Origin of the sequence: Streptomyces sp. NPDC051320 (assembly GCF_040682175.1) — a bacterium.
Taxonomy (GTDB): domain Bacteria; phylum Actinomycetota; class Actinomycetes; order Streptomycetales; family Streptomycetaceae; genus Streptomyces.
Genome location: NZ_JBFBAL010000004.1, coordinates 255,577 through 281,825 on the forward strand (window position 1 = coordinate 255,577; position 26,249 = coordinate 281,825).

General features: G+C 71.0%; 29 protein-coding genes. 9 read left to right on the forward strand and 20 right to left on the reverse strand.

Annotated elements, in window-relative coordinates; all coding sequences use genetic code 11:
* Positions 1-54: 54 nt before the first annotated feature.
* Together groL and groES are read right to left on the reverse strand one after the other, a co-directional pair.
* The gene (gene groL, locus AB0M87_RS11450; RefSeq protein ID WP_365851731.1) at positions 55-1,677 is read right to left on the reverse strand and encodes a chaperonin GroEL; all 1,623 of its coding nucleotides are present in this window, start codon (positions 1,675-1,677) and stop codon (positions 55-57) included.
* Between the two features lie 113 nt (positions 1,678-1,790).
* Complete coding sequence (gene groES / locus AB0M87_RS11455) at positions 1,791-2,099, reverse strand: co-chaperone GroES (RefSeq protein WP_328537177.1); 309 nt, start codon at positions 2,097-2,099, stop codon at positions 1,791-1,793.
* A 291-nt stretch (positions 2,100-2,390) separates the two neighbouring features.
* Here groES and AB0M87_RS11460 point away from each other — a divergent pair, with 291 nt between their 5' ends.
* Positions 2,391-3,605 carry a class I SAM-dependent methyltransferase gene (locus AB0M87_RS11460; protein ID WP_365851732.1) on the forward strand — a complete coding sequence of 405 codons (1,215 nt, stop codon included), beginning with the start codon at positions 2,391-2,393 and terminating at the stop codon, positions 3,603-3,605.
* Here the strand turns inward: AB0M87_RS11460 and AB0M87_RS11465 are convergent.
* From AB0M87_RS11465 to tsaB, 6 genes are all read right to left on the reverse strand, one after another.
* A complete protein-coding gene (locus AB0M87_RS11465; RefSeq protein ID WP_365851733.1) occupies positions 3,589-3,954 on the reverse strand; it encodes a hypothetical protein in 366 nt (121 codons plus the stop codon). The genes AB0M87_RS11460 and AB0M87_RS11465 overlap by 17 nt on opposite strands.
* A 74-nt stretch (positions 3,955-4,028) precedes the next feature.
* Positions 4,029-4,748 carry a hypothetical protein gene (locus AB0M87_RS11470; RefSeq protein ID WP_365851734.1) on the reverse strand — a complete coding sequence of 240 codons (720 nt, stop codon included), beginning with the start codon at positions 4,746-4,748 and terminating at the stop codon, positions 4,029-4,031.
* Between the two features lie 94 nt (positions 4,749-4,842).
* Positions 4,843-5,100 carry a hypothetical protein gene (locus AB0M87_RS11475; protein ID WP_365851735.1) on the reverse strand — a complete coding sequence of 86 codons (258 nt, stop codon included), beginning with the start codon at positions 5,098-5,100 and terminating at the stop codon, positions 4,843-4,845.
* Positions 5,097-6,200, reverse strand: a complete 1,104-nt coding sequence (gene tsaD / locus AB0M87_RS11480; protein ID WP_365851736.1) for a tRNA (adenosine(37)-N6)-threonylcarbamoyltransferase complex transferase subunit TsaD — start codon at positions 6,198-6,200, stop codon at positions 5,097-5,099. Before tsaD ends, AB0M87_RS11475 begins: the two co-directional genes overlap by 4 nt.
* Positions 6,193-6,702, reverse strand: a complete 510-nt coding sequence (gene rimI / locus AB0M87_RS11485; protein WP_365851954.1) for a ribosomal protein S18-alanine N-acetyltransferase — start codon at positions 6,700-6,702, stop codon at positions 6,193-6,195. The genes tsaD and rimI overlap by 8 nt, the downstream gene beginning before the upstream one ends.
* Positions 6,703-6,737: 35 nt before the next feature.
* Positions 6,738-7,397 (reverse strand): tRNA (adenosine(37)-N6)-threonylcarbamoyltransferase complex dimerization subunit type 1 TsaB, encoded by a 660-nt coding sequence (gene tsaB / locus AB0M87_RS11490; protein WP_365851737.1) that lies wholly within the window; start codon positions 7,395-7,397, stop codon positions 6,738-6,740.
* Between the two features lie 107 nt (positions 7,398-7,504).
* Here tsaB and AB0M87_RS11495 point away from each other — a divergent pair, with 107 nt between their 5' ends.
* Entirely contained in the window at positions 7,505-8,065 is a 561-nt protein-coding gene (locus AB0M87_RS11495; protein ID WP_365851738.1) for a hypothetical protein, read from the forward strand.
* A gap of 62 nt (positions 8,066-8,127) precedes the next feature.
* Here the strand turns inward: AB0M87_RS11495 and AB0M87_RS11500 are convergent, their stop codons facing one another.
* The 7 genes from AB0M87_RS11500 to glmS all read right to left on the reverse strand — a co-directional run bounded on the left by AB0M87_RS11500 (position 8,128) and on the right by glmS (position 15,267).
* Complete coding sequence (locus AB0M87_RS11500) at positions 8,128-8,409, reverse strand: hypothetical protein (RefSeq protein WP_365851970.1); 282 nt, start codon at positions 8,407-8,409, stop codon at positions 8,128-8,130.
* Between the two features lie 187 nt (positions 8,410-8,596).
* The gene (gene tsaE / locus AB0M87_RS11505; protein WP_365851739.1) at positions 8,597-9,118 is read right to left on the reverse strand and encodes a tRNA (adenosine(37)-N6)-threonylcarbamoyltransferase complex ATPase subunit type 1 TsaE; all 522 of its coding nucleotides are present in this window, start codon (positions 9,116-9,118) and stop codon (positions 8,597-8,599) included.
* Positions 9,093-10,307 (reverse strand): alpha/beta hydrolase, encoded by a 1,215-nt coding sequence (locus AB0M87_RS11510; RefSeq protein WP_365851740.1) that lies wholly within the window; start codon positions 10,305-10,307, stop codon positions 9,093-9,095. Before AB0M87_RS11510 ends, tsaE begins: the two co-directional genes overlap by 26 nt.
* Positions 10,304-11,509 carry an alanine racemase gene (alr, locus tag AB0M87_RS11515; protein ID WP_365851741.1) on the reverse strand — a complete coding sequence of 402 codons (1,206 nt, stop codon included), beginning with the start codon at positions 11,507-11,509 and terminating at the stop codon, positions 10,304-10,306. Before alr ends, AB0M87_RS11510 begins: the two co-directional genes overlap by 4 nt.
* 117 nt (positions 11,510-11,626) lie before the next feature.
* A complete protein-coding gene (locus AB0M87_RS11520) occupies positions 11,627-13,051 on the reverse strand; it encodes an NAD(P)H-hydrate dehydratase (protein ID WP_365851742.1) in 1,425 nt (474 codons plus the stop codon).
* 3 nt (positions 13,052-13,054) lie between these two features.
* Entirely contained in the window at positions 13,055-13,423 is a 369-nt protein-coding gene (locus AB0M87_RS11525) for a holo-ACP synthase (RefSeq protein ID WP_365851743.1), read from the reverse strand.
* Complete coding sequence (gene glmS, locus AB0M87_RS11530) at positions 13,420-15,267, reverse strand: glutamine--fructose-6-phosphate transaminase (isomerizing) (RefSeq protein WP_365851744.1); 1,848 nt, start codon at positions 15,265-15,267, stop codon at positions 13,420-13,422. Before glmS ends, AB0M87_RS11525 begins: the two co-directional genes overlap by 4 nt.
* A 154-nt stretch (positions 15,268-15,421) precedes the next feature.
* Between glmS and AB0M87_RS11535 the strand changes: the two genes are divergently transcribed.
* The 7 genes from AB0M87_RS11535 to AB0M87_RS11565 all read left to right on the forward strand — a co-directional run bounded on the left by AB0M87_RS11535 (position 15,422) and on the right by AB0M87_RS11565 (position 20,418).
* Positions 15,422-16,039, forward strand: coding sequence for a GPP34 family phosphoprotein (locus AB0M87_RS11535; RefSeq protein ID WP_365851745.1), 618 nt, complete (start codon positions 15,422-15,424; stop codon positions 16,037-16,039).
* 82 nt (positions 16,040-16,121) lie between these two features.
* Positions 16,122-17,123 (forward strand): type I pantothenate kinase, encoded by a 1,002-nt coding sequence (gene coaA, locus AB0M87_RS11540; RefSeq protein ID WP_365851746.1) that lies wholly within the window; start codon positions 16,122-16,124, stop codon positions 17,121-17,123.
* Positions 17,124-17,141: 18 nt separating this feature from the next.
* A complete protein-coding gene (locus tag AB0M87_RS11545) occupies positions 17,142-18,083 on the forward strand; it encodes a DUF389 domain-containing protein (protein ID WP_365851747.1) in 942 nt (313 codons plus the stop codon).
* 298 nt (positions 18,084-18,381) lie between these two features.
* Complete coding sequence (locus AB0M87_RS11550) at positions 18,382-18,984, forward strand: hypothetical protein (protein ID WP_365851748.1); 603 nt, start codon at positions 18,382-18,384, stop codon at positions 18,982-18,984.
* A 213-nt stretch (positions 18,985-19,197) separates the two neighbouring features.
* Positions 19,198-19,473 carry a hypothetical protein gene (locus AB0M87_RS11555; RefSeq protein ID WP_365851749.1) on the forward strand — a complete coding sequence of 92 codons (276 nt, stop codon included), beginning with the start codon at positions 19,198-19,200 and terminating at the stop codon, positions 19,471-19,473.
* 217 nt (positions 19,474-19,690) lie between these two features.
* Positions 19,691-19,972, forward strand: a complete 282-nt coding sequence (locus AB0M87_RS11560; protein WP_365851750.1) for a hypothetical protein — start codon at positions 19,691-19,693, stop codon at positions 19,970-19,972.
* Between the two features lie 92 nt (positions 19,973-20,064).
* Positions 20,065-20,418: a hypothetical protein gene (locus AB0M87_RS11565; protein WP_365851751.1), complete on the forward strand. Its 354-nt coding sequence runs from the start codon at positions 20,065-20,067 to the stop codon at positions 20,416-20,418.
* Between the two features lie 90 nt (positions 20,419-20,508).
* Here AB0M87_RS11565 and AB0M87_RS11570 read toward each other — a convergent pair whose 3' ends face one another.
* From AB0M87_RS11570 to AB0M87_RS11590, 5 genes are all read right to left on the reverse strand, one after another.
* Complete coding sequence (locus tag AB0M87_RS11570; RefSeq protein ID WP_365851752.1) at positions 20,509-21,441, reverse strand: alpha/beta hydrolase; 933 nt, start codon at positions 21,439-21,441, stop codon at positions 20,509-20,511.
* 198 nt (positions 21,442-21,639) lie between these two features.
* Positions 21,640-22,998 (reverse strand): phosphoglucosamine mutase, encoded by a 1,359-nt coding sequence (glmM, locus tag AB0M87_RS11575; RefSeq protein ID WP_365851753.1) that lies wholly within the window; start codon positions 22,996-22,998, stop codon positions 21,640-21,642.
* A gap of 199 nt (positions 22,999-23,197) precedes the next feature.
* Complete coding sequence (gene rpsI / locus AB0M87_RS11580) at positions 23,198-23,725, reverse strand: 30S ribosomal protein S9 (protein WP_365851754.1); 528 nt, start codon at positions 23,723-23,725, stop codon at positions 23,198-23,200.
* A 44-nt stretch (positions 23,726-23,769) separates the two neighbouring features.
* Entirely contained in the window at positions 23,770-24,213 is a 444-nt protein-coding gene (rplM, locus tag AB0M87_RS11585) for a 50S ribosomal protein L13 (RefSeq protein ID WP_365851756.1), read from the reverse strand.
* Between the two features lie 327 nt (positions 24,214-24,540).
* A complete protein-coding gene (locus AB0M87_RS11590) occupies positions 24,541-26,160 on the reverse strand; it encodes an ATP-binding cassette domain-containing protein (protein WP_365851757.1) in 1,620 nt (539 codons plus the stop codon).
* Between the last annotated feature and the right edge of the window lie 89 nt (positions 26,161-26,249).

Below are 26,249 nucleotides of genomic sequence, written 5' to 3' on the forward strand. Positions count from 1 at the left end.
GCCGAGCGGCAGGGCAGGGGCCTTCTGCGACGTGTCAGCCGGTCCGGCGACGCCTCAGTGCGAGTGGCCGTGGCCGTGGCCCGCCTCGGGCTCCTCCTCGGCCGGCTTCTCGACGACCAGGGTCTCGGTCGTGAGCAGCAGCGAAGCGATCGACGCGGCGTTCTCCAGCGCGGAGCGGGTGACCTTGACCGGGTCGATGACGCCGGCCTTCACCAGGTCGCCGTACTCGCTGGTCGCGGCGTTGAAGCCCTCGCCCTTGCCGAGCTCGGCGACCTTCGCGGTGATGACGTAGCCCTCGAGGCCCGCGTTCTCCGCGATCCAGCGCAGCGGCTCGACGACGGCGCGGCGGACGACGGCGACACCGGTGGCCTCGTCGCCCTCCTTGCCGAGGGAACCTTCGAGGACCTTCCCGGCGTGCACCAGAGCGGAGCCACCACCGGAGACGATGCCCTCCTCGACCGCGGCGCGGGTCGCGGAGATGGCGTCCTCCAGACGGTGCTTCTTCTCCTTGAGCTCCACCTCGGTGGCGGCGCCGACCTTGATCACGCACACGCCGCCGGCCAGCTTCGCGAGGCGCTCCTGGAGCTTCTCGCGGTCCCAGTCGGAGTCCGTGGACTCGATCTCGGCCTTGATCTGGTTGACGCGGCCCTGGACCTCGTCGGCCTTGCCACCGCCGTCGACGATGACCGTGTCGTCCTTGGTGATCGTGACGCGGCGGGCGGAGCCCAGTACGTCCAGACCGGCCTGGTCGAGCTTGAGGCCGACCTCCTCGGCGATGACGGTGGCACCGGTGAGGGTGGCCATGTCGCCGAGCATCGCCTTGCGGCGGTCGCCGAAGCCGGGGGCCTTGACCGCGACGGCGTTGAACGTGCCGCGGATCTTGTTCACCACCAGGGTCGACAGGGCCTCGCCCTCGACGTCCTCAGCGATGATCAGCAGCGGCTTGGAGCCGCCGGCCTGGATGACCTTCTCGAGCAGCGGCAGCAGGTCCTGGATCGAAGCGATCTTGCCCTGGTGGATCAGGATGTACGGGTCGTCGAGGACGGCCTCCATACGCTCCTGGTCGGTCACCATGTACGGCGAGAGGTAACCCTTGTCGAAGGCCATGCCCTCGGTGAAGTCGAGCTCCAGGCCGAAGGTGTTGGACTCCTCGACGGTGATGACACCGTCCTTGCCGACCTTGTCCATCGCCTCGGCGATGAGCTCACCGACCTGCTTGTCCTGCGCCGAGAGCCCGGCGACGGCGGCGATGTCGGCCTTGTCGTCGATGGGGCGGGCGGTCGCGAGCAGCTCGTCGGACACGGCCTTGACCGCGGCGTCGATGCCCTTCTTCAGGGAGGCGGGCGAAGCGCCGGCAGCGACGTTGCGCAGGCCCTCGCGGACCAGCGCCTGGGCCAGCACGGTCGCGGTGGTGGTGCCGTCACCCGCGATGTCGTTGGTCTTGGTCGCCACCTCCTTCACCAGCTGGGCGCCGAGGTTCTCGTACGGGTCGTCGAGCTCGACCTCACGGGCGATCGTGACACCGTCGTTGGTGATGGTGGGGGCGCCGAACTTCTTGTCGATGACGACGTTGCGGCCCTTGGGGCCGATCGTCACCTTGACCGTGTCGGCAAGCTTGTTGACGCCGCGCTCGAGGGCGCGACGGGCGTCCTCGTCGAACTTCAGGATCTTCGCCATGGAGCTGATTCAGTCCTCTCAAAAAGCGAACTGCGCCCCCGGCGCCCGCCACTCGGTGTGCGAACACAGCAGATGCGGAGCCAGGGGCGCAGATCAGGAAACGCGCAGGTGAATTACTTCTCGATGATCGCGAGCACGTCGCGAGCCGAGAGCACGAGGTACTCCTCGCTGTTGTACTTCACCTCGGTGCCGCCGTACTTGCTGTACAGCACGACATCGCCGGTCTTGACGTCGAGCGGAAGACGCTCGCCGTTCTCGAAGCGGCCCGGGCCCACGGCCAGGACGACGCCCTCCTGGGGCTTCTCCTTGGCGGTGTCCGGAATGACCAGGCCGGAGGCCGTGGTCTGCTCGGCGTCGAGCGGCTGGACCACAATGCGGTCCTCGAGCGGCTTAATGGCAACCTTGGAGCTGGTTGTCGACACGATCCGGTCTCCCCCTTCGGAGATCTCACGGGGTGAACTTGTTTGAGGTGGCGACCGGATGAATCCGTCGTCGCGGGTGCCGGACCGGCCCGTCGCCATGTTTGGCACTCTCCCGTGGGGAGTGCCAGAACTGAGACTAGGACGGCGATTAGCACTCGGTCAAGCGGAGTGCCAACGCCGTCGGTCGGTGTCGCGGCATCAGCACCCTTGAGGCAGGGCCGCAGAACCGCTCCCTGCCTGGTTGTGTACGCCGAACCGAACGGGCTCCACCGGCGCTGAGACACTTGACGGGTGACCGACCTCGACGCCTTCTCCCTCCTGCTCACCGCCGAGGGCTCCGCCCTGCTCGACTCGTTGCGGGACTTCGACCCGGCGCGGGAACTGGCCGTCGCCACCCGGCTGCGCCGCTCGTACCCGACCGAGCTGGTCTCGGCCGCGCTCGCCCAGGCCCGGCTGCGGCAGCGGGCGGTGGCGAAGTTCGGCGCGGACGACGCGTACCGGATGTTCTTCACCCCGCACGGGGTCGAGCAGGCCACCCGGAAGTCCGTCGCCGGCCACCGGGCCGGGCGTCTCTCCGCGCTGGGCGTGCACGGCGTGGCCGATCTCTGCTGCGGCATCGGTGGGGACGCGGTCGCGATGGCCCGGGCCGGGATCTCCGTACTCGCGGTCGACCGTGATCCGCTGACGGCCGCCGTGGCACGGGCCAACGCGGAGGCACTGGACCTGGGCGAGTTGATCGAGGTCCGCTGCGCGGACGTCGCGGACATCGGCACCGGCCCGTACGACGCGGTCTTCGTCGACCCTGCCCGGCGTGGCGGACGGGGCCGGATCTTCGACCCCGAGGGGTACTCGCCGCCGCTCTCCTGGGCGGTGGGCGCCGCGCATGCGGGATCCGGGGCCATCAAGATCGCGCCGGGCATCCCGCACGAGATGATCCACCCGGCCGCCGAGGCCGAGTGGATCTCCGACGGCGGTGACGTCAAGGAGGCGGTGCTCTGGTTCGGCACCCGGCCGGGACTGCGCCGCGCCACCCTGCTGCCGTCCGGTGCGAGCCTCACCGGACGCGGCCTGCCCGATCCCGCGCCCCGCAAGGTCGGCCGGTACCTGTACGAACCGGACGGCGCCGTCATCCGGGCGCACCTGGTCGCCGAGGTCGCCGAAGAGCTCGACGGCGGGCTGATCGACGAGACGATCGCCTACATCACAGCGGACGAACTGCGCGCCACGCCGTACGCGACCGCGTACGAGATCACCGACGAACTCCCCTTCGGCCTCAAGAAGCTGAAGGCGCTGCTGCGCGAGCGGGAGGTCGGCAGCCTGACCGTCAAGAAGCGCGGTTCGGCGGTCGAGCCGGAGGAGGTGCGCCGCCGGGTGAAACCCAGGGGGCCGCACGCGGCGACGGTCTTCCTGACCCGGGTCGGGGGCGCGCCGGCCATGCTGATCGGGGCACCCGTGGCGAAACCGGCGGGTCCCGGGGCCGGTCGGCTTCTCAAGCCAGGTCGGTGAGATCGTCCGCGTACACCTGGGACAGCGGCTGTGGTCCCACGTACTGCTGGCAGTTGCAGACGCCCGGCTCGAAGCTCAGCGGCTTCTTGTTCTCGTCCCAGGCCGTCGGCACCTCGACCGTCTCGTGGCATTTGCCCTGCCGGTCATGCTTGGCGAGATGATGCGTGCAGCCGCAGATCGGCTCGGGCGGCTTGTGCGCCGCCTCGATCTCCCTGCGCTCCCGCTCCGCGGTCTCCAGCCGCTCCATCCGGCGCTCGTGCCGGGTGCGCAGCGCGGTGCGCCCCTGGTCGGCGACCCAGCCGAAGCCGCCAACCATGAAGAAGATGAATACCCACCAGAACCAGTCCACTTGCCGCCCCTTCCCCCTGGCACGCGATCCTCGCCCCAGGCTACGCGCTGTGCCGCGACGATCCGCGGTCCCGGTCAGTCGCTCGCCCGGCGGCCGGGCGGCAGCAGGTCCGTGGCAAGCCGTACGACCCGGTCGGCGAGGGGGCGCTGAGCAGACTCCTGTCGTACGGCCGCATCGGCGAGACGTACGACGTCCTCCTGCCACCGCCCGCTGACCACCTCCTGAGCGCCGACCCGCCGCAGGCCGCGCTCCAGCAACCCCCGCGCGGTGTCCGGCCGTTGGCGCAGCACCGCCTTGACGGCGGCCACCGCATTGGCGAGTGCGCTGGCGGCCGCCGACCAGTCGTCGCCGCGCGCCTGCGGGTTGTCGCGGTCGTACGCGGGGTCCTGCGCGACCGACTCCGCGGAGATCTCCAGATCGACGCGCCAGAAGAGCGGCAGATCCCGGAAGTTCACGAAGAGCAGACGTCGCTTGCTCGACCGCTGCAGGTCGGGGTCACCGCGCACCGAGACGACCTCCCGCACCTGCCCCAGACAGGCGGCGGCCCCCGCTGCGCAGTCGTCGAAATCCGCGTCGGGAACGATCCAGCCGAGGTCGATGTCGCTGTACGGATCCGCCGTTTCCCGGGCGAGCGAGCCACGCAGCTCGGCCCGGGAGCCGGGACACCGGGCCCGCAGCGCGGCCAGCAACCGCTGAGCCAGGGCGTCCCGGCGCGCCGGGTCCAGGGTGGCGGATGGCCACCCGGTCCCCGGTGTCCGTGCCGGCATGCGCTCATGCCGGTCGTCCCGCGTCAATTGCCGCTCCTCCCCCGGGCACGCACCCCTGTACTTCTCCGGGCGCGGACCATGGACTTCTCAGGCTACGCGCGGCCGGGCCGGGGGCCGCCCGCTACTCGACCACGACCGACTCGAAGCGCCAGCGGTGCACGGCCCGGGTGATCAGCTCCGGTGCCGGTTCGGGAAGTTCCGGCAGGTCCGCGTCGTACGGGGCGTTCCACCAGGTCAGGACGAGTACCCGGTCCTGCGGGGCGCGCAGGTACTCGCGGCGGGCCGGCGCCGGCACGAGGACCTGGGCCCGCGCCCAGTCCAGCAGTTCGGCGCCCCGGCCGTCCGCCGCGCGAGCCTCCCACATCAGCACGACCGTCATGAGTAGAGGTTGTCCTTGCTGACCTCGTGCACATGGTCGTGGGTGTGGGCGTATGACTCGCCCGGTACGTGCGTCTCGGTCACCGGCAGCGACGAGTCCGCCGACAGGTCCCAGTCCGACGCCGCCCGGTTCCGGGCCACCATCTCCGCACCGAGCGCCGCCACCATCGCGCCGTTGTCCGTGCAGAGCCCGGGGCGCGGCACGCGCAGCCGGACGCCGGCCCGCTCGCAGCGTTCCTGGGCCAGCGCCCGGAGCCGGGAGTTGGCCGCGACGCCGCCGCCGATCATCAGGTGGTCCACGCCCTGGTCCCGGCAGGCCCGGACGGCCTTGCGGGTGAGTACGTCGACGACCGCCTCCTGGAAGGAGGCCGCGACGTCCCGCACCGGGACCTCCTCGCCGGCCGCGCGCTTCGCCTCGATCCAGCGCGCCACCGATGTCTTCAGGCCGGAGAAGGAGAAGTCGTACGCCGCGTCGCGCGAGCCGGTGAGACCGCGCGGGAACGCGATCGCCGCCGGGTCGCCCTCCCGGGCGAGCCGGTCGATGACCGGGCCGCCGGGGAAGCCGAGGTCCAGCACCCGGGCGATCTTGTCGAAGGCCTCGCCCGCCGCGTCGTCGATGGTCGCGCCCAGCGGGCGGACGTCCGAGGTGATGTCGGGGGCGAGCAGCAGCGAGGAGTGGCCGCCCGACACGAGCAGCGCCATCGTCGGCTCCGGCAGCGGGCCGTGCTCCAGCTGGTCGACGCAGATGTGCGAGGCCAGGTGGTTCACGCCGTACAGCGGCTTGCCCAGCGCGTAGGCGTAGGCCTTGGCCGCCGACACGCCGACCAGCAGCGCGCCCGCCAGGCCCGGTCCCGCCGTGACCGCGATCCCGTCGAGGTCCCTCGCGCCGACCCCGGCGTCCTTCAGCGCACGCTCGATGGTCGGGACCATCGCCTCCAGGTGCGCCCGCGAGGCGATCTCCGGCACCACGCCGCCGAACCGGGCATGGGTGTCGACACTGGACGCCACGGCGTCCGCGAGCAGGGTCGTGCCGCGGACGATGCCGACGCCCGTCTCGTCGCAGGAGGTCTCGATACCGAGTACCAGGGGTTCGTCAGCCATGGGTCTCTGTCTCTGTTCCTTGTGCGAGGCCGCTTCCGGGGCCGGTTGCCGGGCTCGGTTCCCGGCCCGGTTCGAGGCGCATCACGAGCGCGTCCACGTTGCCCGGCTGGTAGTAACCGCGGCGGAAGCCGATGGGTTCGAAGCCGAAGCGCTCGTAGAGCTTCTGGGCGCGGAGGTTGTCGACCCGCACCTCCAGGAGGACTACCGCGCATTCGAAGGCGGTGGCGTGCTTGAGCAGATCGGTGAGCAGTTCGGCGCCGAGACCGCTGCCCCATCGGTCGCGGGCCGATGCGATGGTCTGTACGTCCGCCGCATCGCCGACAGCGGCCAGCCCGGCGTATCCGACGATCCGGCCGTCGGCCTCCGCGACCACGTAGCGCCGGGTCGCTCCGGGCCCGCGCGCATGGGCGAGTTCGGACCAGAACATGCCCTCGGACCAGGCGTCGTCGGGGAACAGCTCGTGTTCGAGCTCCAGTACGGCTGCAATGTCCCACCAGCGCATTTCGCGCAGTACGGCGGTCGTGGGTGTGGCCCGGATCACTGCGGGGTGACCACCTTGTAGTTCTTCGGCACCTGCGCGTCGGGGCGCCGCAGATAGAGCGGGGTGACGGGCAGGAAGTCGCCCTCCTCGCCCTGCGCCAGCTTCTCGGCGGCCAGCGCGCCCAGCGCCCCGGCCGACACGTGTTCGGGGGCGCGCGCGTCCGGGAAGGTGTCCGGGTAGAGCAGCGCGCCGGCCCCGACGGCCGGCAGCCCCGCGACCTGCTCCGCGATCTCGGCGGGACGGTCGACCGCGGGCTCGCCCAGGCGCGTGCGGGAGTCGTCGTACCGCGCCCAGTAGACCTCCTTGCGCCGGGCATCCGTGGCGACCACGAAGGGACGGTCGAGACCGGAGGCGTGGGCCAGGCCGTCCAGCGTGCACAGCCCGTACACCGGTACCCCGAGCACCGACCCGAAGGTGGCGGCCGTCACCAGGCCGACCCGCAGTCCGGTGTACGGGCCCGGGCCGACGCCGACGACGATGGCGGTGACGGCGTCGAGTTTCGCCCCGGCTTCGGCGAGCACCCGGTCGACGGCGGGCAGCAGCAGTTCACCGTGGCGGCGGGCGTCCGTCCGGCTGGATTCGGCGACGACGGACGCGCCGTCATGGAGCGCGGCGGTCACGGCGGGGGTGGCGGTATCAACGGCAAGCAGGAGCACACAAACAGCCTACGGCTCCCACGGCGGGGGCACGGCGCCCCGTCCGGTCAGCCGCCTGCTGCTAACGTCACCGAGAATTCGTACGTACGAGAAGTCGGGAGCGCCAGGTGTCCAGGAGCAGCTCGGGAATCGTGGCCGGGCTCACCGCCGCGGCCATGGCCGCGGTCGGGTTCCTCGCCTACCAGGCATCCGCGAACGCCCCCGCCGATCTCGGCTCCGCCAAGCCGTCCACCTCGGCCTCGTCCCCGTCCGACCTCTCGGGTACCGCAGGCAAGCCGGGCTCGTCGGTCAGCCGTGCGCTGCCGCCGCATTCGGGCACCGGCACCCGGCTCGTCTACTCGCTGTCGCTGAAGCGGGTGTGGCTGGTGAACGGCTCAAAGACGAAGACCTTCGCGGTCATGCCGAGCGCGGTCGATCCGAAGCCGGGCTCCTACCAGGTGAGTTCCCGCTCGGGGAGCGTCATCGGCTCGGACGGGGTGCCCATCGAGCATGTGGTGCGCTTCGCGGCGGTCGACGGCGTGACGGTCGGCTTCAGCGCCGCACGCAACAACTCGATGGCCAGCCCGAGCCCGAAGCTCAAGACCGGGGGCATCCGGATGATGCGGGCGGACGGGAACGCGATGTGGACGCTCGCGACGATCGGCACGAAGGTCGTCGTCGTCCCCTGACCCCGTCGTGCTCGCGTCGCTCTTCCGGTGACGTGCGACCGGCCACGCGTCACCCGTACGGGCTACGCCGCGTCGCGCCGCCGCGCGGGTGTCCCGGTGGCGGCCCCGGGCTCCTCCCCGGGAGCACGCGGGGGCCTCGACACGGCATCGGCCGCGGCGCATGAGGCGAGCAGATCGCTCATGGGGAGATCGCCCATCGGCAGGTCGCGCAAGGGCAGGTCGCGCAGTGGCAGGGGGGACGGCGACTGCGCTTCGGGGTCCGACGCGGACATGGCTGCCTCCTCGATCTCCTCGGCGTGGTGAGGCAGACCTAACCAGGTCTGGGCATCCATGTGACCACGCATGGTGGGATCCGTGCAACACCTTACCGACGGCTTGTCGGAAAGTACGGGCCGCGTGTGCGGCGTGCTGGGGCTCCGCCCCGGACCCTGCTCCTCAACCGCCGGAGGGGCTGGATTTGCCCCATTGTCGGTCGGCAATCGTCTGCACCTGCACGCTGGGCCAAGGTCGGCAACCCAGCCCGGTCGGCAGCTAACCCCGGAGCTCGGCAAGGGGTTCGTGTCGCCAGCGGTTTCCCATCCCGCTCACCGTCACCACGCGGCGCTCATCGTCCGTCGCGCCGACCGCGCGCTCGATGAACACCCGCAGGCGGTCCTGCGACAGGTCCTCGACCTTTCCGTCCCCCCACTCGACCACGATGACCGAGTCGGGCAGCGAGACGTCCAGATCGAGGTCCTCCATCTCGTCGAGCCCGCCGCCCAGGCGATACGCGTCGACGTGGACCAGCGCGGGGCCGTCGCCCAGCGGCGGATGGACCCGGGCGATGACGAAGGTCGGCGAGGTGACCGCGCCGCGTACGCCGAGGCCTTCGCCCAGGCCGCGGGTGAGGGTCGTCTTGCCCGCGCCGAGTTCACCGGAGAGCATCACCAGGTCACCGGGGCGCAGCAGCGCGGCCAGCCGCCGGCCGAGGTCCTGCATACGCTCCGGAGAGTCGACGGTCAGGCGGGTGACGAAGGTGGCAGCGGCGTCAGCTGCCGGGGTGTGCGCTTCCATGCATGCCAACGTTAGCGTCTGCCGGCACCGCGCCCACCCGGGCGAGGAGCCCGAGGAGCCCGGCCGTCACGGCCTCGGGGTGTTCGAGCATGACCAGATGCCCCGAGTCGGGGACGATGACCAGCTCCGACTCGGGCAGCAGCCCGGCGATCGCCTCGCTGTGTGCGCTCGGCGTCACCAGGTCGCCTTCGCCCGCCAGGACCAGTGCCGGTACCTCCGCGAAGACCGTGGCCAGCGCCTCGGCCTTGTCGTGGTCGGTGAAGGCCGGGTAGAACTCCGCGACCACGTCGATCGGGGTCGCCTCGATCAGCCGCTCGGCGAACCGGGCCACCGCCGGGTCGACCTCCTTCGAGCCGAAGGAGTAGCGCTTGATCACACCGGCGAACAGATCGGCGGTGGCCCGCCGCCCCCGCTCCACCAGCTCGGTCTGCGAGCCGAGCGCCCTGAGTACGCCGGGAAGCACCCGCCGTACGGCGTTCACCCCGGCCACCGGCAGTCCGAAGCTCACCTCGCCGAGCCGCCCGCAGGACGTGCCGACGAAGGCCGCCGCGACGACCCGGTCCCGTACCAGCTCGGGGAACTGGTCACCAAGCGCCATCATCGTCATGCCGCCCATCGAGTGCCCCACCAGCACCAGGGGCCCCTCGGGCGCCGCCGCGTCGATGACGGCCTTCAGGTCGCGGCCGAGCTGATCGATGGTGATCGGTACGCCGTCGGCCTGCGCCAGGCCGCGCTGCGAACGCCCGTGGCTGCGCTGGTCCCAGTGCACGCTGCGGACGACGCCACGCAGGGCGGCGCGCTGGAAGTGCCAGGCGTCCTGGCCGAGGCAGTAGCCGTGCGAGAAGACGACGGTGACCGGCAGGCCGGCCTTACGGCCGAAACGCTTGCGCTTACCGGTGCCCGAGGCCTCCGGAGCGCCATCGTCGACCTCGTAGTGGATCGCGGTGCCGTCGTCGGCGAGGGCCCGGCCGGGGACGCCGCGCAGCGAGCCGTACGGACCCGATGCGTCCAGCGCCAGCCGCGCCTTCCGGCGCATGCCCCGGCCGACGGTCATCCGTTCGACCGCCACGCCCGCCGCCGCACCCGCCGCGAGCACTCCGATGGCGGCGCCTGCGAAGCTGCCGGCCCGGCGCCAGCCGACGCCTGCCGCCACGGCCTCGGCCACCTCCATGCTGGTGCTCTCGCTCACCGTGCCGCTCCCACTGGTCCGTCCGGGTCGGTTCCCGGGTCTGCCGGCTCCTCGTTGACATACACGCGGTCCACCCGCGGACCGATGCGGGTGACGATCTCGTACGCGATCGTGTCCGCGGCCACGGCCCAGTCCTCGGCGGTCGGCTCGCCCCGGTCGCCGGGGCCGAACAGCACGGCCTCCGCGCCCGCTGCGGGCTCGTCCCCGCCCAGGTCCACCACGAACTGATCCATCGCCACCCGGCCCGCGACCCGCCGCCACGCGCCGCCGACCAGCACCGGACCCTTACCCGAAGCGTGCCGCGGGATACCGTCCGCATACCCGAGAGGCACCAGTCCAAGGGTGGTGGGGGCCGAAGTGACGTAGTGGTGCCCGTAGCTGACGCCGTGCCCGGCGGGGACGTGTTTGACCAGGCCGAGGCGGGCGCTGAGGGTCATCACGGGGCGCAGCCCGAAGTCGGCGGCGCTGCCGAGCTGGGGGACCGGCGAGATGCCGTAGAGGGCGACACCGGGGCGCACCAGGTCGTACTGCGACTCCGGCAGCGTCAGCACGGCGGGTGAGTTGGCGATGTGCCGGACCTCGGGCCGGAGGCCGGCCTTCTCCGCGTGGGCCACGGCCTCGTCGAACCGGGCTGTCTGAGCGGCGATCGAGGGGTGGCCCGGCTCGTCGGCGCACGCGTAGTGCGACCAGAGGCCGGTGACCCGCAGCAGTCCTTCCGCCTCGGCCGCGAGCGCCGCACCGACCAGTTCCGGCCAGTCGGCGGGCTGGCAGCCGCCGCGGCCCAGGCCGGTGTCTGCCTTGAGCTGCACCCGGGCGGTGCGTCCGCAGTCGCGCGCCGCGGCACACACCTCGTCGAGCGCCCACCTGGCGCTCACCGAGACATCGATGTCCGCCTCGATGGCCTCGCGCCAGGGGCCGCCCGGCGTCCACAGCCAGCACAGCAGCCGGGTCCGCAGCCCCGCCGCCCGCAGCGCCAGGGCTTCCTGCGGGGTGGCGGTCCCGAGCCAGTCCGCCCCGGCCAGGACCGCCGCCCTGGCGCAGGGCACCATGCCGTGCCCGTACGCGTCGGCCTTGACCACGGCCATCAGCCGGGCCCGTGGCGCGCGGGCACGCAGCGCGTGAACATTGGCGCGCAGCGCCGCCAGATCGATCTCGGCCCGCGCCCGCAGGGGTGCGCGCACTCGCATGGGTGTTTCAGTCATCGCCGGCCCAGTCTCTCAGAGCGAAGCCGGCGAAGGCCCACGGCAACGCGCTGCATCCCGCGCCACCCCGTGCGTACGGGCGCCGCCGCCCCGTGCGTACGGACACCCGCACCGGCCTCACCGTTCGCGGCAGACGTCCCGCCAGGCCCCCACGATGCCGCCCGCCACGTCCTGCGCCGCCACGCCGGCGCCGCCGGACGCCTGCCGGGCCGCGAGCCCGTGCAGGTAGGCCGCCACGGACCCGGCGTCCCTGGCCTCCAGGCCCGCCGCGAGCAGCGAGCCCGCGAGCCCGGACAGCACGTCGCCGCTGCCCGCGGTGGCCAGCCAGGGCGTGCCGGTCGGGTTCACCCGGACCGGTACGTCACCGGACGGCGAAGCGACCAGCGTGGTCGAGCCCTTGAGCAGGACCGTCGCCCCGTACCGGGTCGCCAGGGCGCGCACCGACGCCAGCCGCGCCCCCTCGACCTCCTCCCGGGACATCCCGAGCAGCGCGGCCGCCTCCCCGGCGTGCGGGGTGAGCAGCGTCGGCGCCGGCCGGTCCCGTACCGCCGCCGCGTCCAGCAGCCGCAGCCCGTCCGCGTCGACCAGCACGGGCACGTCGGAGGCCAGTACGTCGTCGACCGCCGAGGTGTCGTCACCGATCCCGGGGCCGACCACCCACGCCTGCACCCGCCCCGCCTTGGACGGCGGGCCGTTGTGCACCAGGGTTTCCGGGAAGCGCGCGATCACCGCGTCGGCCGCCGGCCCCGCATAGCGCACGGCGCCCGCCCCGCCGTGCAGCGCGCCCGCCACCGCGAGCACCGCCGCCCCCGGGTAGCGCGCCGACCCGGCGGCGACGCCGATCACCCCGCGCCGGTACTTGTCGCTCTCCGCGGCGGGTTTCGGCAGCAGCGCGGCCACATCGGCATACTGCAGCGCCTCCAGTTCGGGCACCGCGGGCAGGTCGAGCCCGATGTCGACGAGCCGCACCGCTCCGGCGTACTCGGCGGCCGGGTCGATGAGCAGCCCCGGCTTGTAGGCGCCGAACGTCACCGTCGCGTCGGCCCGCACCGCCTCGCCGACCACCTCGCCGGTGTCGGCGGACACTCCGCTCGGCAGGTCCACAGCGACCACCGGCACCGCGTCCGGGATCGCCCAGAGCGCGGCCTCCGCCTCCGGGCGCAGGCCACCGCGCCCGCCGATGCCGGTGATCCCGTCGACGACCAGGTCGGCGCGGCGGATGACGGCCGCGTCGTCGACCCGCCCGCCGGCCGCGAGCAGCGCCCGCAGCCCGCCCGGGTACGCCCGGTCCGGGTCGAGCAGCACGGCGCGCACGCCGGCGCCGCGCCGGGCGAGCCGAGCGCCGGCGTGCAGCGCGTCTCCCCCGTTGGCCCCGCTGCCGACGAGCAGCACGATCCGGGCGCCGTACACCCGGCCCAGCAGATCCGCGCAGGCCGCGGCGAGCCCGGCGGCGGCCCGCTGCATCAGGGCGCCGTCCGGCAGCCGCGCCATCAGCTCGCGTTCGGCGGTCCGTACGGTTTCCACGCTGTAAGCAGTACGCATGCCTCAACCCTCCGCGATCACGACGGCCGAGGCCACTCCCGCGTCATGGCTGAGCGAGACATGCCACGACCGCACGCCGAGTTCGGCGGCCCGGGCCGCCACCGTCCCGCGGACCCGCAGCCGGGGCCGGCCGCTGTCCTCGACGTACACCTCGGCGTCCGTCCAGTGCAGGCCACCGGGCGCCCCGAGTGCTTTGGCCAGGGCCTCCTTGGCCGCGAACCGGACGGCCAGCGACGCGGTACCGCGGCGCTCCCCGTCGGGGAGTATCAACTCCGCCGGGATGAAAAGCCGTTCAGCCAGATTCGGGGTCCGCTCCAGCGCCACCCGGAACCGGTCGATCTCGGCGACGTCGATCCCCACACCGATGATCATTCGACGGTCACCGACTTCGCGAGGTTGCGCGGCTGGTCGACGTCGTTGCCGCGCGCGGTCGCCAGCTCGCAGGCGAAGACCTGCAACGGCACGGTGGCCACCAGCGGCTGCAGCAGCGTCGGTGTGACCGGAATCCTGATCAGATGGTCCGCGTACGGCACCACTGCCTCGTCCCCCTCCTCGGCGATCACGATCGTCCGCGCCCCCCGGGCGCGGATCTCCTGGATGTTCGACACCACCTTGCCGTGCAGCAGCGACCGCCCGTTCGGTGACGGCACGACGACCACCACCGGCAGATCGTCCTCGATCAGCGCGATGGGTCCGTGCTTCAGCTCGCCCGCCGCGAAGCCCTCGGCGTGCATGTACGCGAGCTCCTTGAGCTTCAGCGCGCCCTCCAGCGCCACCGGGTACCCGACATGGCGGCCGAGGAACAGCACGGTCTTCTTGGCGGCCAGCGACCGGGCCAACTCCCGGACCGGTTCCATGGTCTCGAGCACCCGCTCGACCTGGCAGGAGATGTCGGACAGCTCCCTGACGACGGTCCGGATCTCGTCCGCCCACTTCGTCCCGCGCACCTGCCCCAGATAGAGCGCGACGAGATAGCAGGCCACCAGCTGGGTCAGGAACGCCTTGGTCGACGCGACCGCCACCTCGGGACCCGCATGTGTGTAGAGCACCGCGTCCGATTCTCGCGGAATCGTCGAACCGTTGGTGTTGCAGATGGCCAGCACCTTGGCGCCCTGCTCGCGCGCGTGGCGCAGCGCCATCAGGGTGTCCATGGTCTCGCCGGACTGTGAGATCGCGACCACCAGGGTCTGCTGGTCCAGGATCGGGTCCCGGTAGCGGAACTCGCTGGCGAGCTCGGTCTCGCAGGGCAGCCGGGTCCAGTGCTCGATCGCGTACTTGGCGATCATCCCGGCGTGGAACGCGGTCCCGCAGGCCACGATGACCACCTTGTTGATCTCCCGCAGCAGGCCGGCCGGGATCCGTACCTCGTCCAGCGTCAGCAGCCCGCCCGCGTCGATCCGCCCCAGCAGGGTGTCGGCCACCGCCTTCGGCTGCTCGGCGATCTCCTTGAGCATGAAGTAGTCGTAGCCGCCCTTCTCGGCGGCCGACGCGTCCCAGTCCACGTGGTAGCTGCGGACCTCGGCCGGCGCTCCGTCGAAGTCGGTGACCACCGCCCCGTCCCTGCGCAGCTCCACCACCTGGTCCTGGCCCAGCTCGATCGCCGAGCGGGTGTGTGCGATGAACGCGGCCACGTCCGAAGCCAGGAACGCCTCGCCCGCCCCGATGCCCACCACCAGCGGCGAGTTCCGCCGCGCACCGACCACCATGTCCGGCTCGTCGGCATGCACCGCGACCAGCGTGAACGCCCCTTCGAGCCGCCGGCACACCTGCCGCATCGCCTCCGGCAGATCGCCGCACGAGGAGTACGCCTCGGCCAGCAGATGCGCCACCACCTCGGTGTCGGTCTCGGACGCCAGGGTGTGCCCCCGCCCGGTCAGTTCGTCGCGCAGCGCGGCGAAGTTCTCGATGATCCCGTTGTGCACCACGGAGACCCGTCCCGCGTTGTCCAGGTGCGGGTGCGCGTTGACGTCATTGGGCGCGCCGTGCGTCGCCCACCGGGTATGCCCGATCCCGGTACTCCCGGCGGGCAGTGGCCGCTCGGACAGCTCCTTCTCCAGGTTGACGAGCTTGCCGGCCTTCTTGGCCGCCGCGAGCCCACCGTCCGCGAGCACGGCCACGCCGGCCGAGTCGTAGCCCCGGTACTCCAGCCGCTTCAGACCCGCGATGACAACATCCAGCGCCGACTGCCCGCCGACGTACCCCACGATTCCGCACATGTCGGCAGCCTACGGGGCCGCGGGCGAACACCCGTCGGACGCAGCACACCTGTGCCGGATCGGGGGCATATGCTGGGTGTACGCGCTGAGCTGCGTATGCGTGTTGATCGACGCCACAGCCCGACCGACCCATCGCGCTGACCTGGAGTCACGCATGACCACACCCCGGGACCTGTTGATCATTGTCGTCGAGATGGACGCCGGCCGCCCCGTGGAGCGAGGCGATCTCTCCCTCGCGCTCGCCGGAGCCGAGGCCATCGATCTGCTGACCGGCGAGGACATCACGCTGGCCGACCACCGCATCGTCCCGGGCATCGAGCGAGCCATGCCGGACATGCTGCTGGACGAGGCCGTGTCGTCGCTCCACCGCGAAGCACCGTACGAGCCGATCGGCGACTGGCTGTGGCGCAGAGGCCGAGGCCTGTCCGACGCCTATCTGGCCACCCTGGAAGCCGAGGGACTGCTCACCCGCCAACGCCGCCGCCACTGGATGTTCCTCAGGGACAACGGATTCGCACTGGCCGACTCGTCCGCTCGCCGGACCGCCCTGAACCGCTGGGCGGCGGACGAGCCCGTCCTGGTCACCCTGGCCGAGGCCATCGGGCTCCGCGACCCCCAGCCGGCGGAAGACTCGCCGAGTGCCGCCGACGACTCGGTGACAGCCGTACTCGATGCCGTCGGCGAAGCGGTGAGTGAGCTGTCGGCGGAGCGCCAACGGCGCGCCCGAAGGCTCCAGGACGCGGCTGCCGACAACGTCCAACGAGGGTACTGAGGGCCGTGGACCGCCCCGCCCGCTGCCCCGGCGTGACGCACTCCACCCGCCACCGGCCCCGTACAGCCCCGACAATGAGCAGGTGATCTCTCCGGTCTCCCCGCCGCCGAGGAGCGCCCACCGGTCCAGGCCGGAGGCGACTCCCTATGTCGACCTCACTCGTGCCGAATGGAGCGCCCTTCGCGAGAAGACGCCGTTGCCGCTCACCGCCGAGGAGGTGGAACGGCTGCGCGGGCTCGGTGATGTCATCGATCTCGATGAGGTGCGGGACATCTATCTGCCGCTCTCGCGGCTGCTCAATCTGTATGTGCAGGCCTCGGACGGGCTGCGCGGTGCGCTCAACACGTTCCTCGGGGACGCCGGAAACGGCCACGGCACGCAGCACGGCACGCCGTTCGTCATAGGTGTCGCGGGGAGTGTGGCGGTGGGCAAGTCGACCGTCGCCAGGCTGTTGCAGGCACTGCTCGGGCGTTGGCCGGAGCATCCACGGGTGGAGTTGGTGACCACCGACGGGTTCCTCCACCCGATGGAGGAGTTGAAGCGTCGCGGGCTGATGTCGCGCAAGGGTTTCCCCGAGTCGTACGACAGACGGGCGCTGACCCGGTTCGTCGCGGATGTGAAATCGGGGAAGGACGAAGTGACCGCACCGGTCTACTCGCACCTGATCTACGACATCGTGCCGGGCGAGCGGCTGACCGTGCGCCGGCCCGACATCCTGATCGTCGAGGGGCTGAACGTGCTGCAGCCCGCGCTGCCGGGCAGCGACGGCCGCACCCGGGTGGGGCTTGCCGACTTCTTCGACTTCTCGGTGTATGTCGACGCACGCGCCGAGGACATCGAGAGCTGGTACCTCAACCGCTTCCGCAGGCTGCGGGAGACGGCGTTCCAGGACCCCTCCTCCTACTTCCGTAAGTACACCCAGGTCTCGGAGGACGAGGCGCTGGCCTACGCGCGCACCATGTGGCGCACCATCAACAAGCCGAACCTGGTGGAGAATGTGGCACCGACCCGCAGTCGCGCCACGCTCGTGGTGCGCAAGGGGGCGGACCACAAGGTCCAGCGGATCTCGCTGCGCAAACTGTGAGCCGAGGAGTTCCCGAGCGTGCTGCATCTGCGTCTGATCGTCCCCACCGACCGGACCGACGAGGTCGTACGGACCGTGAAGGCCACCGTCGGGACCGCGCACCTGGTGGTGCTTCCCGGGGCGGCCCGCGACCCGGCCGGCGACCTGGTGCTGTGCGATGTGGCCCGCGAGGCGGGTGACGAGCTGATCGGGCGACTGCGGAAGCTCCGGATCGACCAGGACGGGGCCATCTCCGCCGAGGAGGTGGGGCTTTCGCTGTCGCGCCGGGCCGACGAGGCCGAGCGGGCGGCGCCGGGCGAGGGCGCGGACGCGGTGCTGTGGGACCAGCTGACGGAGGCGACCAGCGAGGAGTCCACGCTCTCCGTCACCTATCTGGCGTTCCTGACCATAGCCACGATGATCGCGGCCTGCGGTGTGGTGCTGGACAACGCGATTCTGATCGTGGGCGCGATGGCGGTGGGCCCGGAGTTCGGCCCGCTCGCCGGGGTGTGCACGGCAGCGGTGCGGCGCGCGCCCCGGCTGGCCTGGCGTTCCCTGATCGCACTGGTGGTCGGCTTCGCGTTCGCGATGGTGGTGACGGTCGGCTTCAGCTCGTTCATGAACGCGGTCGGGCTGTTCTCCGAGCACCAACTCAACGGCGAGCGGCCCAACACCGGCTTCGTGTACGCGCCCACCTCGTTCTCCTTCGTCGTCGCGGTGCTGGCCGGCGTGGCCGGGGTGTTGTCGCTGACGTCCGCCAAGTCGGGCGCACTGGTGGGGGTGGCGATCTCGGTGACCACCGTGCCGGCCGCGGCCAACGCGGCGGTGGCGCTCTCGTATGGAGACTTCGGCCAGACCCAGGGCTCCCTCAAGCAACTGCTGTTGAACCTGGTGGGAATCCTGCTCGCAGGGACCCTCACGCTGCTCGTCCAGAAGCGGCTGTGGGCGAGTCAACTGGTACGCAAACGAGCGCAGGCGTAGCCGAGCCTGCCGACCCGCGTCAAGGCGCCCGCGCCCGGGCGTTCGGCCACGCGTGGGGTTTTCGCGGCATCAGGTTGACCGGCCCGGCGACGGCGGAGCGCCCGGACACGGGTGCCGCCGCCACAGGCGGGGCAGGGCGGAAGTCCGTGTGACCGGCCCCCGGGCGGCGCCGTTGACCTTCCGACACGAAGCGGCGCGGGATAAATCCCACCGGTCACTACTGTTAGCGTTCACTCACTTACGGCGGGTGACAGCAACCCGCATGTACCCATGCACCCAGTCGAAGGGCCAACGTTTCATGCGCAAGCTTCAGCAGGTGGCGGCCGTCACCTTCGCGATCGGCAGCCTGTCCGCCTTCGGAGCCGGCGTCGGCTTCGCCGATGCTCCCGCCCCCGCCCCCCAGGGTCAGGCGATGTCGCAGCCCGACATGGCACCCCAGCAGGCCCCCCAGCAGGACCCGCAGGCCGCACCGCAGCAGGCCCCCCAGCAGGCCGCACCCCAGCAGGCCCCGCAGGCCGACCCCCAGCAGGCCCCGCAGCAGGCACCGCAGGCCGCACCGCAGCAGGCCCCCCAGCAGGCCGCACCGCAGCAGGCCCCGCAGCAGGCCCCGCAGGGAACCCAGGTCTCCCCGCAGGTCTCGCCGCAGATCTCGCCCGACGTGTCCCCGGTGGCGACGACACTCCCGCAGAAGCTCCCGCAGTCCGGCCCCCAGCAGGCACCGCAGGCCGCGCCCGCGTCGGCACCCCGGTCCGCGCCGCAGGAGCAGAACAACGTCTTCCACCCCTACCAGGAGTGCAGCCCGCAGACGATCCTCAACGCCAACTTCCCGGTCGCGCTTCTCGGTTACGCCGGGACCCAGGGTGACACCTGCACCCAGGTCAACGACGCCTTCAAGGACTGAGTCCGCTCAGCCCCGAACGCCCCACCCCTGGCAGGCCCTTCGGGGTCGACCGTCCCGGACGTTCGCTCCCACGGCGGACAACCGGATGAGGCGTTCCACGCCGTACAACCCCCGGCGCGGCGATGAACCTTACTGGACATTCTCCTCTAATGTCACAAACTGTACGTACACGGTCGCTAACGGACCGCATCGCACTACCCAAACGGAGAAGAAATGCGCAAGTTCCAGAAGGCTGCCGTCGTGGCCGCCATGCTCGGCAGTGTCGCCTTCCTCGGTGCCGGCACCGCTTCCGCGCACGATGAAGGCGGTCCGGACATCGGCGTCAAGCAGAGCGCCTCGTGCAAGTCGCACGACCTGAACCTCGACGTCCTCGGCGAGGTCGGCGTCCTCAACGGCCTGCTGGGCAACGCCCTCAACGGTGAGGGCGACCCGGGCGCCCAGGCCACCAGCCAGGGTTCGTCGATGGGCTGCAACAACAGCGCCCTCTGAGTATCAGCGTGCAGTTGACCGCCTGAAGTGCGGTACTGCGGCGGGTCACCCTTCGAGGGCGGCCCGCCGCTTTCGCGTGCGCTCGGTCGAATGGAGTGCGCCATCTCCCCGCACCAGCGCGCCGTTGACAGACGCGGAGCTTTGTGGCGTTAACCTCTCGTAGCTGATGGTACTCATTCCATCACGGAATGTAGTGAGCTCGACAAACGGAGAAGAAATGCGCAAGTTCCAGAAGGCTGCCGTCGTGGTCGCCATGCTCAGCAGCGTCGCCTTCCTCGGCGCCGGCACCGCTTCCGCCAACGACGGCGGCCCGAGCATGGACGTGCAGCAGAGCACGGCCTGCAAGTCGCACGACCTGAACCTCGACGTCCTCGGCGAGGTCGGCCTCCTCAACGGCGTGCTGGGCAACGCCCTGAACGGCGAGGGCAACCCCGGCGCCCAGGCCACCAGCCAGGGTTCGACCATGGGCTGCAACAACAGCGCCCTCAACGGGCACTGATCAGGCGAGTCAGCATCTGAGAACGGGTCCCGGTTCCCGAGCCATGCGCCCGGCAATCGGGCCCGTTTTCCCGTCGTTAAGGAACGCAGCACATGTTCAGTCGGAAGAAGTTGGCAGTCGCTTCGATGCTCATGGGCGGCCTCGCCCTGAGCGGGCTGGGCGTCGCTCAGGCCAACGCCGAAGGGCCGCGGGTGCACTGCGCGTATGACGCGCAGGCCAACCTTGTCTGCAGCCGCAAGAGCGACACCACGTACACCAGCGAAGACGGTACGTACCACCTCCAGCAGACGCAGGACTGCACGACGGTCTCGCCGGTGCCCGGCGAACAGCCGCAGCGCTCGGTCAGTATGGGAAAGCCCGGGACGACCAAGGTCGGCGCCAGGGTGGGCTGCTCCAACAACGCGCCCGCACCGGCCGGCTTCGTGGCCCCCAGCGTCCCGAGCTGAGCCCGGACGGGCTTTGCACGGACGGATGGCCGGACCCGATCGACCCGGGCCCGGCCATCCGTCTGTCCATGGGTACTTCAGGGCAGCGCCTCATGTCCTCGCAGGCGCCACCTCGCCGGCAGCGACCGGCGCGGGGACGACGGGCCGTCGCACGTCGGTACCCAGCATCTCCACCGGGTTGCAGTACGACAGTCCGGTGAGCGGCCGGCCGGTGCAGAACCTGACCATCAGGTCGGAGAACTCCTCCATCCGTTCCACCGGGGCCAGATGGTCGGCCTCCTTGATGGTCGTGAAGGCCGCCGCGGGCAGCGAGGCGGCGACCTCGCGCCCCATGGCCGGCGTGCAGAGCGAGTCGTACTCGCCGGTGCAGACCAGCGAGCGCACCGCGGGCACCGGCTCGTTCCGGTACCAGTCATGGCTCATCAGGCGCGCGTTGTGCTCCACCGACATTCTGATCTCATCATCCGACTGCGCCATGAACTGCCGGAAGAGCAGCCGGGAGACGACCCGGTGCTTACGGACGGTGCCCGTACCGGCCGGCGACATGAACCGTTCGACCAGCTCGTCAGCGATCCCGGCGCGGTCCCCGGACTCCAGCATCCGGGTCCAACGCGGCACCGCGTCGGCATAGTCGTCCGGGATGACCTTGGTCATTCCGACCAGCCCGAGCGCGGCCACGAAACCGGGGTACTGCTGGGCGAAGCGCAGGGCGATGGCGCCACCGAAGCAGCTACCGACGAGATTGACCCGGGGCATGGCCAACTCCGTCAGCATGTGACGCACGTTGGCGGCGAGGAAGTCGATGCCGTGTTCCACCGGAAGGAAGTCCGCCGCACCGTAACCCGGCAGGTCCACGGTGACCGTCGTGCAGTGCTCGGCCAGCCACTTCTCGTGCCGCAGCCACGCGTAACGGTTCTGCGAGGAACCACCCAGCAGCACCAGCGGCTCGGCCTGCGGGCGGTCCTGGTGGACGATGCGACAGTGGTAGGTGAACCCCTCGAAGAGGAGCGTCCGTTCCTCCACCCGTGCATCAGCCGATGGCAACGGGCCGGAAGTTGTCAGGGAAGTGTCCTGTGCGGTGCCGGTGTCAGAGCGCATGGTGACCCCCGGGGGGAGAGTGGGATAAGTGAGACAGAATGTCACGATCCTCCCCTCTCACCCGCTTCGCGCTGATCAGCCCATGGTGGGCGTGTCGGCGGCCCCGGGGGCGGACGACAGCTTCTAACCCAGCGCGGACTTGACCACATCGGCCAGCCGGGCCGCCACCGCTTTCGCCTGCTCGATGTCGGCGGCCTCGACCATGACCCGTACCAGCGGCTCGGTGCCGGAGGGGCGCAGCAGGACCCGTCCGGTGGAGCCCAGCTCCCGCTCGGCCTCGACGACCGCGGTGACCAACTCGGCTGATGTGGTGACCCGGGACTTGTCCACGTCGGGCACATTGACCAGGACCTGCGGCAGCCGCTCCATGACGCCCGCGAGATCGGCCAGGGTGCGGCCGGTGGCGGACACCCGGGCGGCCAGCATCAGGCCGGTCAGGGTGCCGTCGCCGGTGGTCGCGTGGTCGAGCACGATGACGTGGCCGGACTGCTCGCCGCCGAGTGCGTAGCCGTGCTCCTTCATCGACTCCAGGACGTAGCGGTCGCCGACCGAGGTCTGGATCAGTTCGATGCCCTCGCGCTCCATGGCGATCTTGAAGCCCAGGTTGGACATCACGGTGCCCACCACGGCGTTGCCGCGCAGCGTGCCCGACTCGCGCATGGCGAGGGCCAGTACGGCGAGGATCTGGTCGCCGTCCACCTCCGCGCCGGACGCGTCCACGGCGAGGCAGCGGTCGGCATCGCCGTCGTGCGCGATGCCGAAGTCGGCCCGGTGCTCGACCACGGCGGCCTTGAGCAGCTCCAGGTGGGTCGATCCGCAGCCGTCGTTGATGTTCAGCCCGTCCGGCTCGGCGCCGAGCGTGATGACCTCGGCCCCGGCCCGGGTGAACGCCTCGGGCGACACCCGGGAGGCCGCGCCGTGCGCCTCGTCGAGTACCACCGTCAGGCCGTCCAGGCGGTTGGGCAGTACGGCGATCAGATGCGCGACGTACTGGTCGAAGCCCTGGTCGTAGTCCCGGACGCGGCCCACCCCGGCGCCGGTCGGGCGGTCCCACGGCTCGCCGGTGCGGTGCTGGTCGTAGACCGTCTCGATGCGGTCCTCCAGCTCGTCGGCGAGCTTGTGGCCACCCCGGGCGAAGAACTTGACACCGTTGTCCGGCATGGCGTTGTGGCTGGCGGAGAGCATCACCCCGAAGTCGGCGCCCAGCGCACCGGTGAGATACGCCACCGCGGGGGTGGGCAGCACACCGACGCGCAGGACGTCCACCCCGGCGCTCGCGAGGCCCGCCACCACCGCGGCCTCCAGGAACTCCCCGGACGCGCGCGGGTCACGCCCCACCACCGCCTTCGGCCGATGGCCCTCGAACGTCCCCGCTTCCGCGAGTACGTGCGCCGCGGCGACCGAGAGACCGAGCGCCAGCTCGGCCGTCAGATCGACGTTGGCGACACCGCGCACACCGTCCGTGCCGAAGAGTCGTCCCACTGCTGTCCTCCGAGAAAAAGCTCCGAAAATGCGGGCCTCCGAGCGCGTGAACGAGTGCCGCGAACAAGCGTCGTCAGCGTCTTATCCCGTTATACGCGTGAGGTCCTGATAAACGAACGCCCCGACAGCACAGAAGGTGCCGCCGGGGCGAACGTCGTACGCACGGGTCGTGCAGGCACAGCACACCCGCAAGCGGGATTTAGCGCTTGCTGTACTGCGGGGCCTTACGGGCCTTCTTGAGACCGGCCTTCTTGCGCTCGACCGCACGGTCGTCGCGGGAGAGGAAGCCGGCCTTCTTCAGCGTGGCGCGGTTGTTGTCCACGTCCGCCTCGTTGAGCGAGCGGGCCACGCCGAGACGCAGGGCGCCGGCCTGGCCGGAGACGCCGCCACCCGAGATGCGGGCGATGACGTCGTAACGGTTGTCGAGCTCGAGCACCTTGAAGGGCTCGTTGACTTCCTGCTGGTGCACCTTGTTGGGGAAGTAGTCCTCAAGGGTGCGACCGTTGATCTTCCACTTGCCGGTGCCCGGAACGATCCGGACGCGGGCAATGGCGTTCTTGCGACGGCCCAGGCCGGCCGCCGGCTGCGGGTCGCCGAAGCGGCCCGCGAGCGACTCGCTGGTGTACTCGCCCTCGACGGGAACCTCCGACTCGAAGGTGGTCACCTCGGCGAAGGTCTCTTCGCCCTCGGTGCCCTCGACGGGGGTCTCTGCAGTGGTCTCGGCCACGATTCTCCTCAGATCTTTCTGTACGTCTTAGGTGGTGGCCGGAGCTACTGCGCGACCTGGGTGATCTCGAACGGGACGGGCTGCTGAGCAGCGTGCGGGTGCTGGTCTCCCGCGTAGATCTTCAGCTTCGAGAGCACCTGACGGCCCAGGGTGTTCTTGGGGATCATGCCCTTGATGGCCTTCTCGACGGCCTTCTCGGGGTTCTTCGCGAGAAGCTCGTCGTAGCGGACGGAACGCAGACCACCCGGGTAGCCCGAGTGGCGGTACGCCATCTTCTGGGTCTTCTTGTTGCCGGAGAGGTGAACCTTCTCGGCGTTGATGATGATGACGAAGTCGCCCATGTCCATGTGCGGGGCGTAAGTCGCCTTGTGCTTGCCCCGCAGGAGGTTGGCGGCGGTCGACGCCAGACGGCCCAGGACGATGTCCTGCGCGTCGATGATGTGCCACTGGCGAGTGACATCGCCGGGCTTGGGGCTGTACGTACGCACTTCGTAGCCTTCGCTTCTTCAGTGGATGAGGTCCAGACACATGGCACCGCTGAAGCGATTCATGCAGCTGGGGCTCACAGTGCCGGGGACGCTGCCCGTATGCGAGCCACTGGTAACTGCTCCAGGGAACCTACGTAAGGGCCCTTCGCGTGAGAACGACGAAGCCAATACGTATAACAGTCCCAGAGAGTACCCGCCCCGCCCCGGACGGGTCAAAACGGCTGGTCCGGGTCCGGGTCCGGGGTCCCGGGCCGGGACGAGGGCACAGCCACCGGGCCTGCCGCCCCGGCCGCCGCACCGTCACCCCCACCGCGCCATCCGACCCGCCTACCGCGCCCGCATCACGCGCCGCTCGTCCCAGACCGGCTCCGCCGTCTCCCGTACGACGCCGTCCGAGCCGAAGACCAGGTAGCGGTCGAAGGACTTCGCGAACCAGCGGTCGTGGGTGACCGCGATCACCGTGCCCTCGTACGCCTCCAGGCCGTCCTGGAGGGCCTCGGCGGACTCCAGGTCCAGGTTGTCCGTCGGCTCGTCCAGCAGCAGCGCGGTGGTGCCCGCCAGCTCCAGGAGCAGGATCTGGAAGCGGGCCTGCTGCCCGCCCGAAAGCTTCTCGAAGCGCTGGTCGCCCTGGCCCTCCATCTCGTACCGGCGCAGCACCGACATCGCCGCACCCCGGTCCTTGGCGTGCTCGGTCCACAGGATGTCGACCAGCGTGCGGCCCAGCAACTCCGGATGCGCGTGGGTCTGGGCGAAGTGACCGGGGACCACCCGGGCGCCGAGCTTCCACCGGCCCGTGTGGGCGACCTCGCCGTCGGCCAGCAGCCGCAGGAAGTGCGACTTGCCGGAACCGTTGGAGCCCAGCACAGCGACCCGTTCACCGTAGAAGACCTCCAGCGAGAACGGCTTCATCAGCCCGGTCAGCTCGAGGTCCTCGCAGGTCACGGCCCGTACGCCGGTGCGGCCGCCGCGCAGTCGCATCCTGATCTCCTGCTCACGCGGCGGCTCCGGCGGCGGCCCGGCCTCCTCGAACTTCTGGAAGCGGGTCTGCATCGCCCGGTAGCGGGACGCCATGTCGGGGCTGATCGCCGCCTGGTTCCGCAGCCGCAGCACCAGCGCCTTCAGCCGGGCGTGCTCCTCGTCCCAGCGCCGCTTCAGCTCCTCGAACCGCGCGAAGCGTTCCTTGCGGGCGGCGTGGTACGTGTCGAAGCCACCGCCGTGCACCCAGACATCCGAGCCCGCCGGGCTCGGCTCGACGCTGACGATCTTCTCGGCGGCACGGGACAGCAGCTCCCGGTCGTGGGAGACGAAGAGGACCGTCTTACGGGTCTCCTTGAGCCGGTCCTCCAGCCACCGCTTGCCGGGCACGTCGAGATAGTTGTCCGGCTCGTCGAGCAGCAGCACCTCGTCGGGGCCGCGCAGCAGCGCCTCCAGGACCAGCCTCTTCTGCTCACCGCCGGACAGCGTCCGTACCTCGCGGAACTGGGCCTTCTCGTACGGCACGCCGAGCGCCGCCATGGTGCACATGTCCCAGAGGGTCTCGGCCTCGTAGCCCTGGACCTCCGCCCAGTCGCTGAGCGCCTGCGCGTACCGCATCTGGGCGGCCTCGTCGTCCACCGTCATGATCAGGTGCTCGGCCGCGTCCACCGCTTCCGCGGCCTGCCGGATCCGCGGCTGGGCGACCGAGACCAGCAGGTCCCTGACCGTACGTTCGTCGCGCACCGAGCCGACGAACTGCCGCATCACGCCGAGCCCGCCGCTCACCGCGACCGTGCCACCGTGCGGCTGCAGTTCCCCCGCGATCAGCCGCAGCAGGGTGGTCTTGCCCGCGCCGTTCGCGCCCACCAGGGCCACCACGGCGCCTTCACCCACCCGGAACGAGGCGTCACCGAGCAGCACCCGCCCGTCCGGCAAGTAGTACTCGAGATGTCCTGCCTCAAGATGTCCCATGGAACGGATTGTCGCCCACACCCGCTGCCCTGCGGCAACTCAATTCCGGACGCCCGCGGGAACCGGGGCCGCGGCGCCGGATTAGGATG

Coding starts and splice junctions, on each gene's coding strand:
- AB0M87_RS11535 (WP_365851745.1), top strand. CDS start 15,422: ATGACCACACCCCGGGACCTGTTGATCATTGTCGTCGAGATGGACGCC.
- AB0M87_RS11500 (WP_365851970.1), bottom strand. CDS start 8,409: ATGCGTGGTCACATGGATGCCCAGACCTGGTTAGGTCTGCCTCACCAC.
- AB0M87_RS11560 (WP_365851750.1), top strand. CDS start 19,691: ATGCGCAAGTTCCAGAAGGCTGCCGTCGTGGTCGCCATGCTCAGCAGC.
- AB0M87_RS11590 (WP_365851757.1), bottom strand. CDS start 26,160: ATGGGACATCTTGAGGCAGGACATCTCGAGTACTACTTGCCGGACGGG.
- tsaE (WP_365851739.1), bottom strand. CDS start 9,118: ATGGAAGCGCACACCCCGGCAGCTGACGCCGCTGCCACCTTCGTCACC.
- AB0M87_RS11550 (WP_365851748.1), top strand. CDS start 18,382: ATGCGCAAGCTTCAGCAGGTGGCGGCCGTCACCTTCGCGATCGGCAGC.
- rimI (WP_365851954.1), bottom strand. CDS start 6,702: ATGCGCTGGTGGGACATTGCAGCCGTACTGGAGCTCGAACACGAGCTG.
- alr (WP_365851741.1), bottom strand. CDS start 11,509: ATGACTGAAACACCCATGCGAGTGCGCGCACCCCTGCGGGCGCGGGCC.
- AB0M87_RS11555 (WP_365851749.1), top strand. CDS start 19,198: ATGCGCAAGTTCCAGAAGGCTGCCGTCGTGGCCGCCATGCTCGGCAGT.
- AB0M87_RS11565 (WP_365851751.1), top strand. CDS start 20,065: ATGTTCAGTCGGAAGAAGTTGGCAGTCGCTTCGATGCTCATGGGCGGC.
- tsaD (WP_365851736.1), bottom strand. CDS start 6,200: ATGGCTGACGAACCCCTGGTACTCGGTATCGAGACCTCCTGCGACGAG.
- groL (WP_365851731.1), bottom strand. CDS start 1,677: ATGGCGAAGATCCTGAAGTTCGACGAGGACGCCCGTCGCGCCCTCGAG.
- AB0M87_RS11475 (WP_365851735.1), bottom strand. CDS start 5,100: ATGACGGTCGTGCTGATGTGGGAGGCTCGCGCGGCGGACGGCCGGGGC.
- AB0M87_RS11520 (WP_365851742.1), bottom strand. CDS start 13,051: ATGCGTACTGCTTACAGCGTGGAAACCGTACGGACCGCCGAACGCGAG.
- glmS (WP_365851744.1), bottom strand. CDS start 15,267: ATGTGCGGAATCGTGGGGTACGTCGGCGGGCAGTCGGCGCTGGATGTT.
- AB0M87_RS11525 (WP_365851743.1), bottom strand. CDS start 13,423: ATGATCATCGGTGTGGGGATCGACGTCGCCGAGATCGACCGGTTCCGG.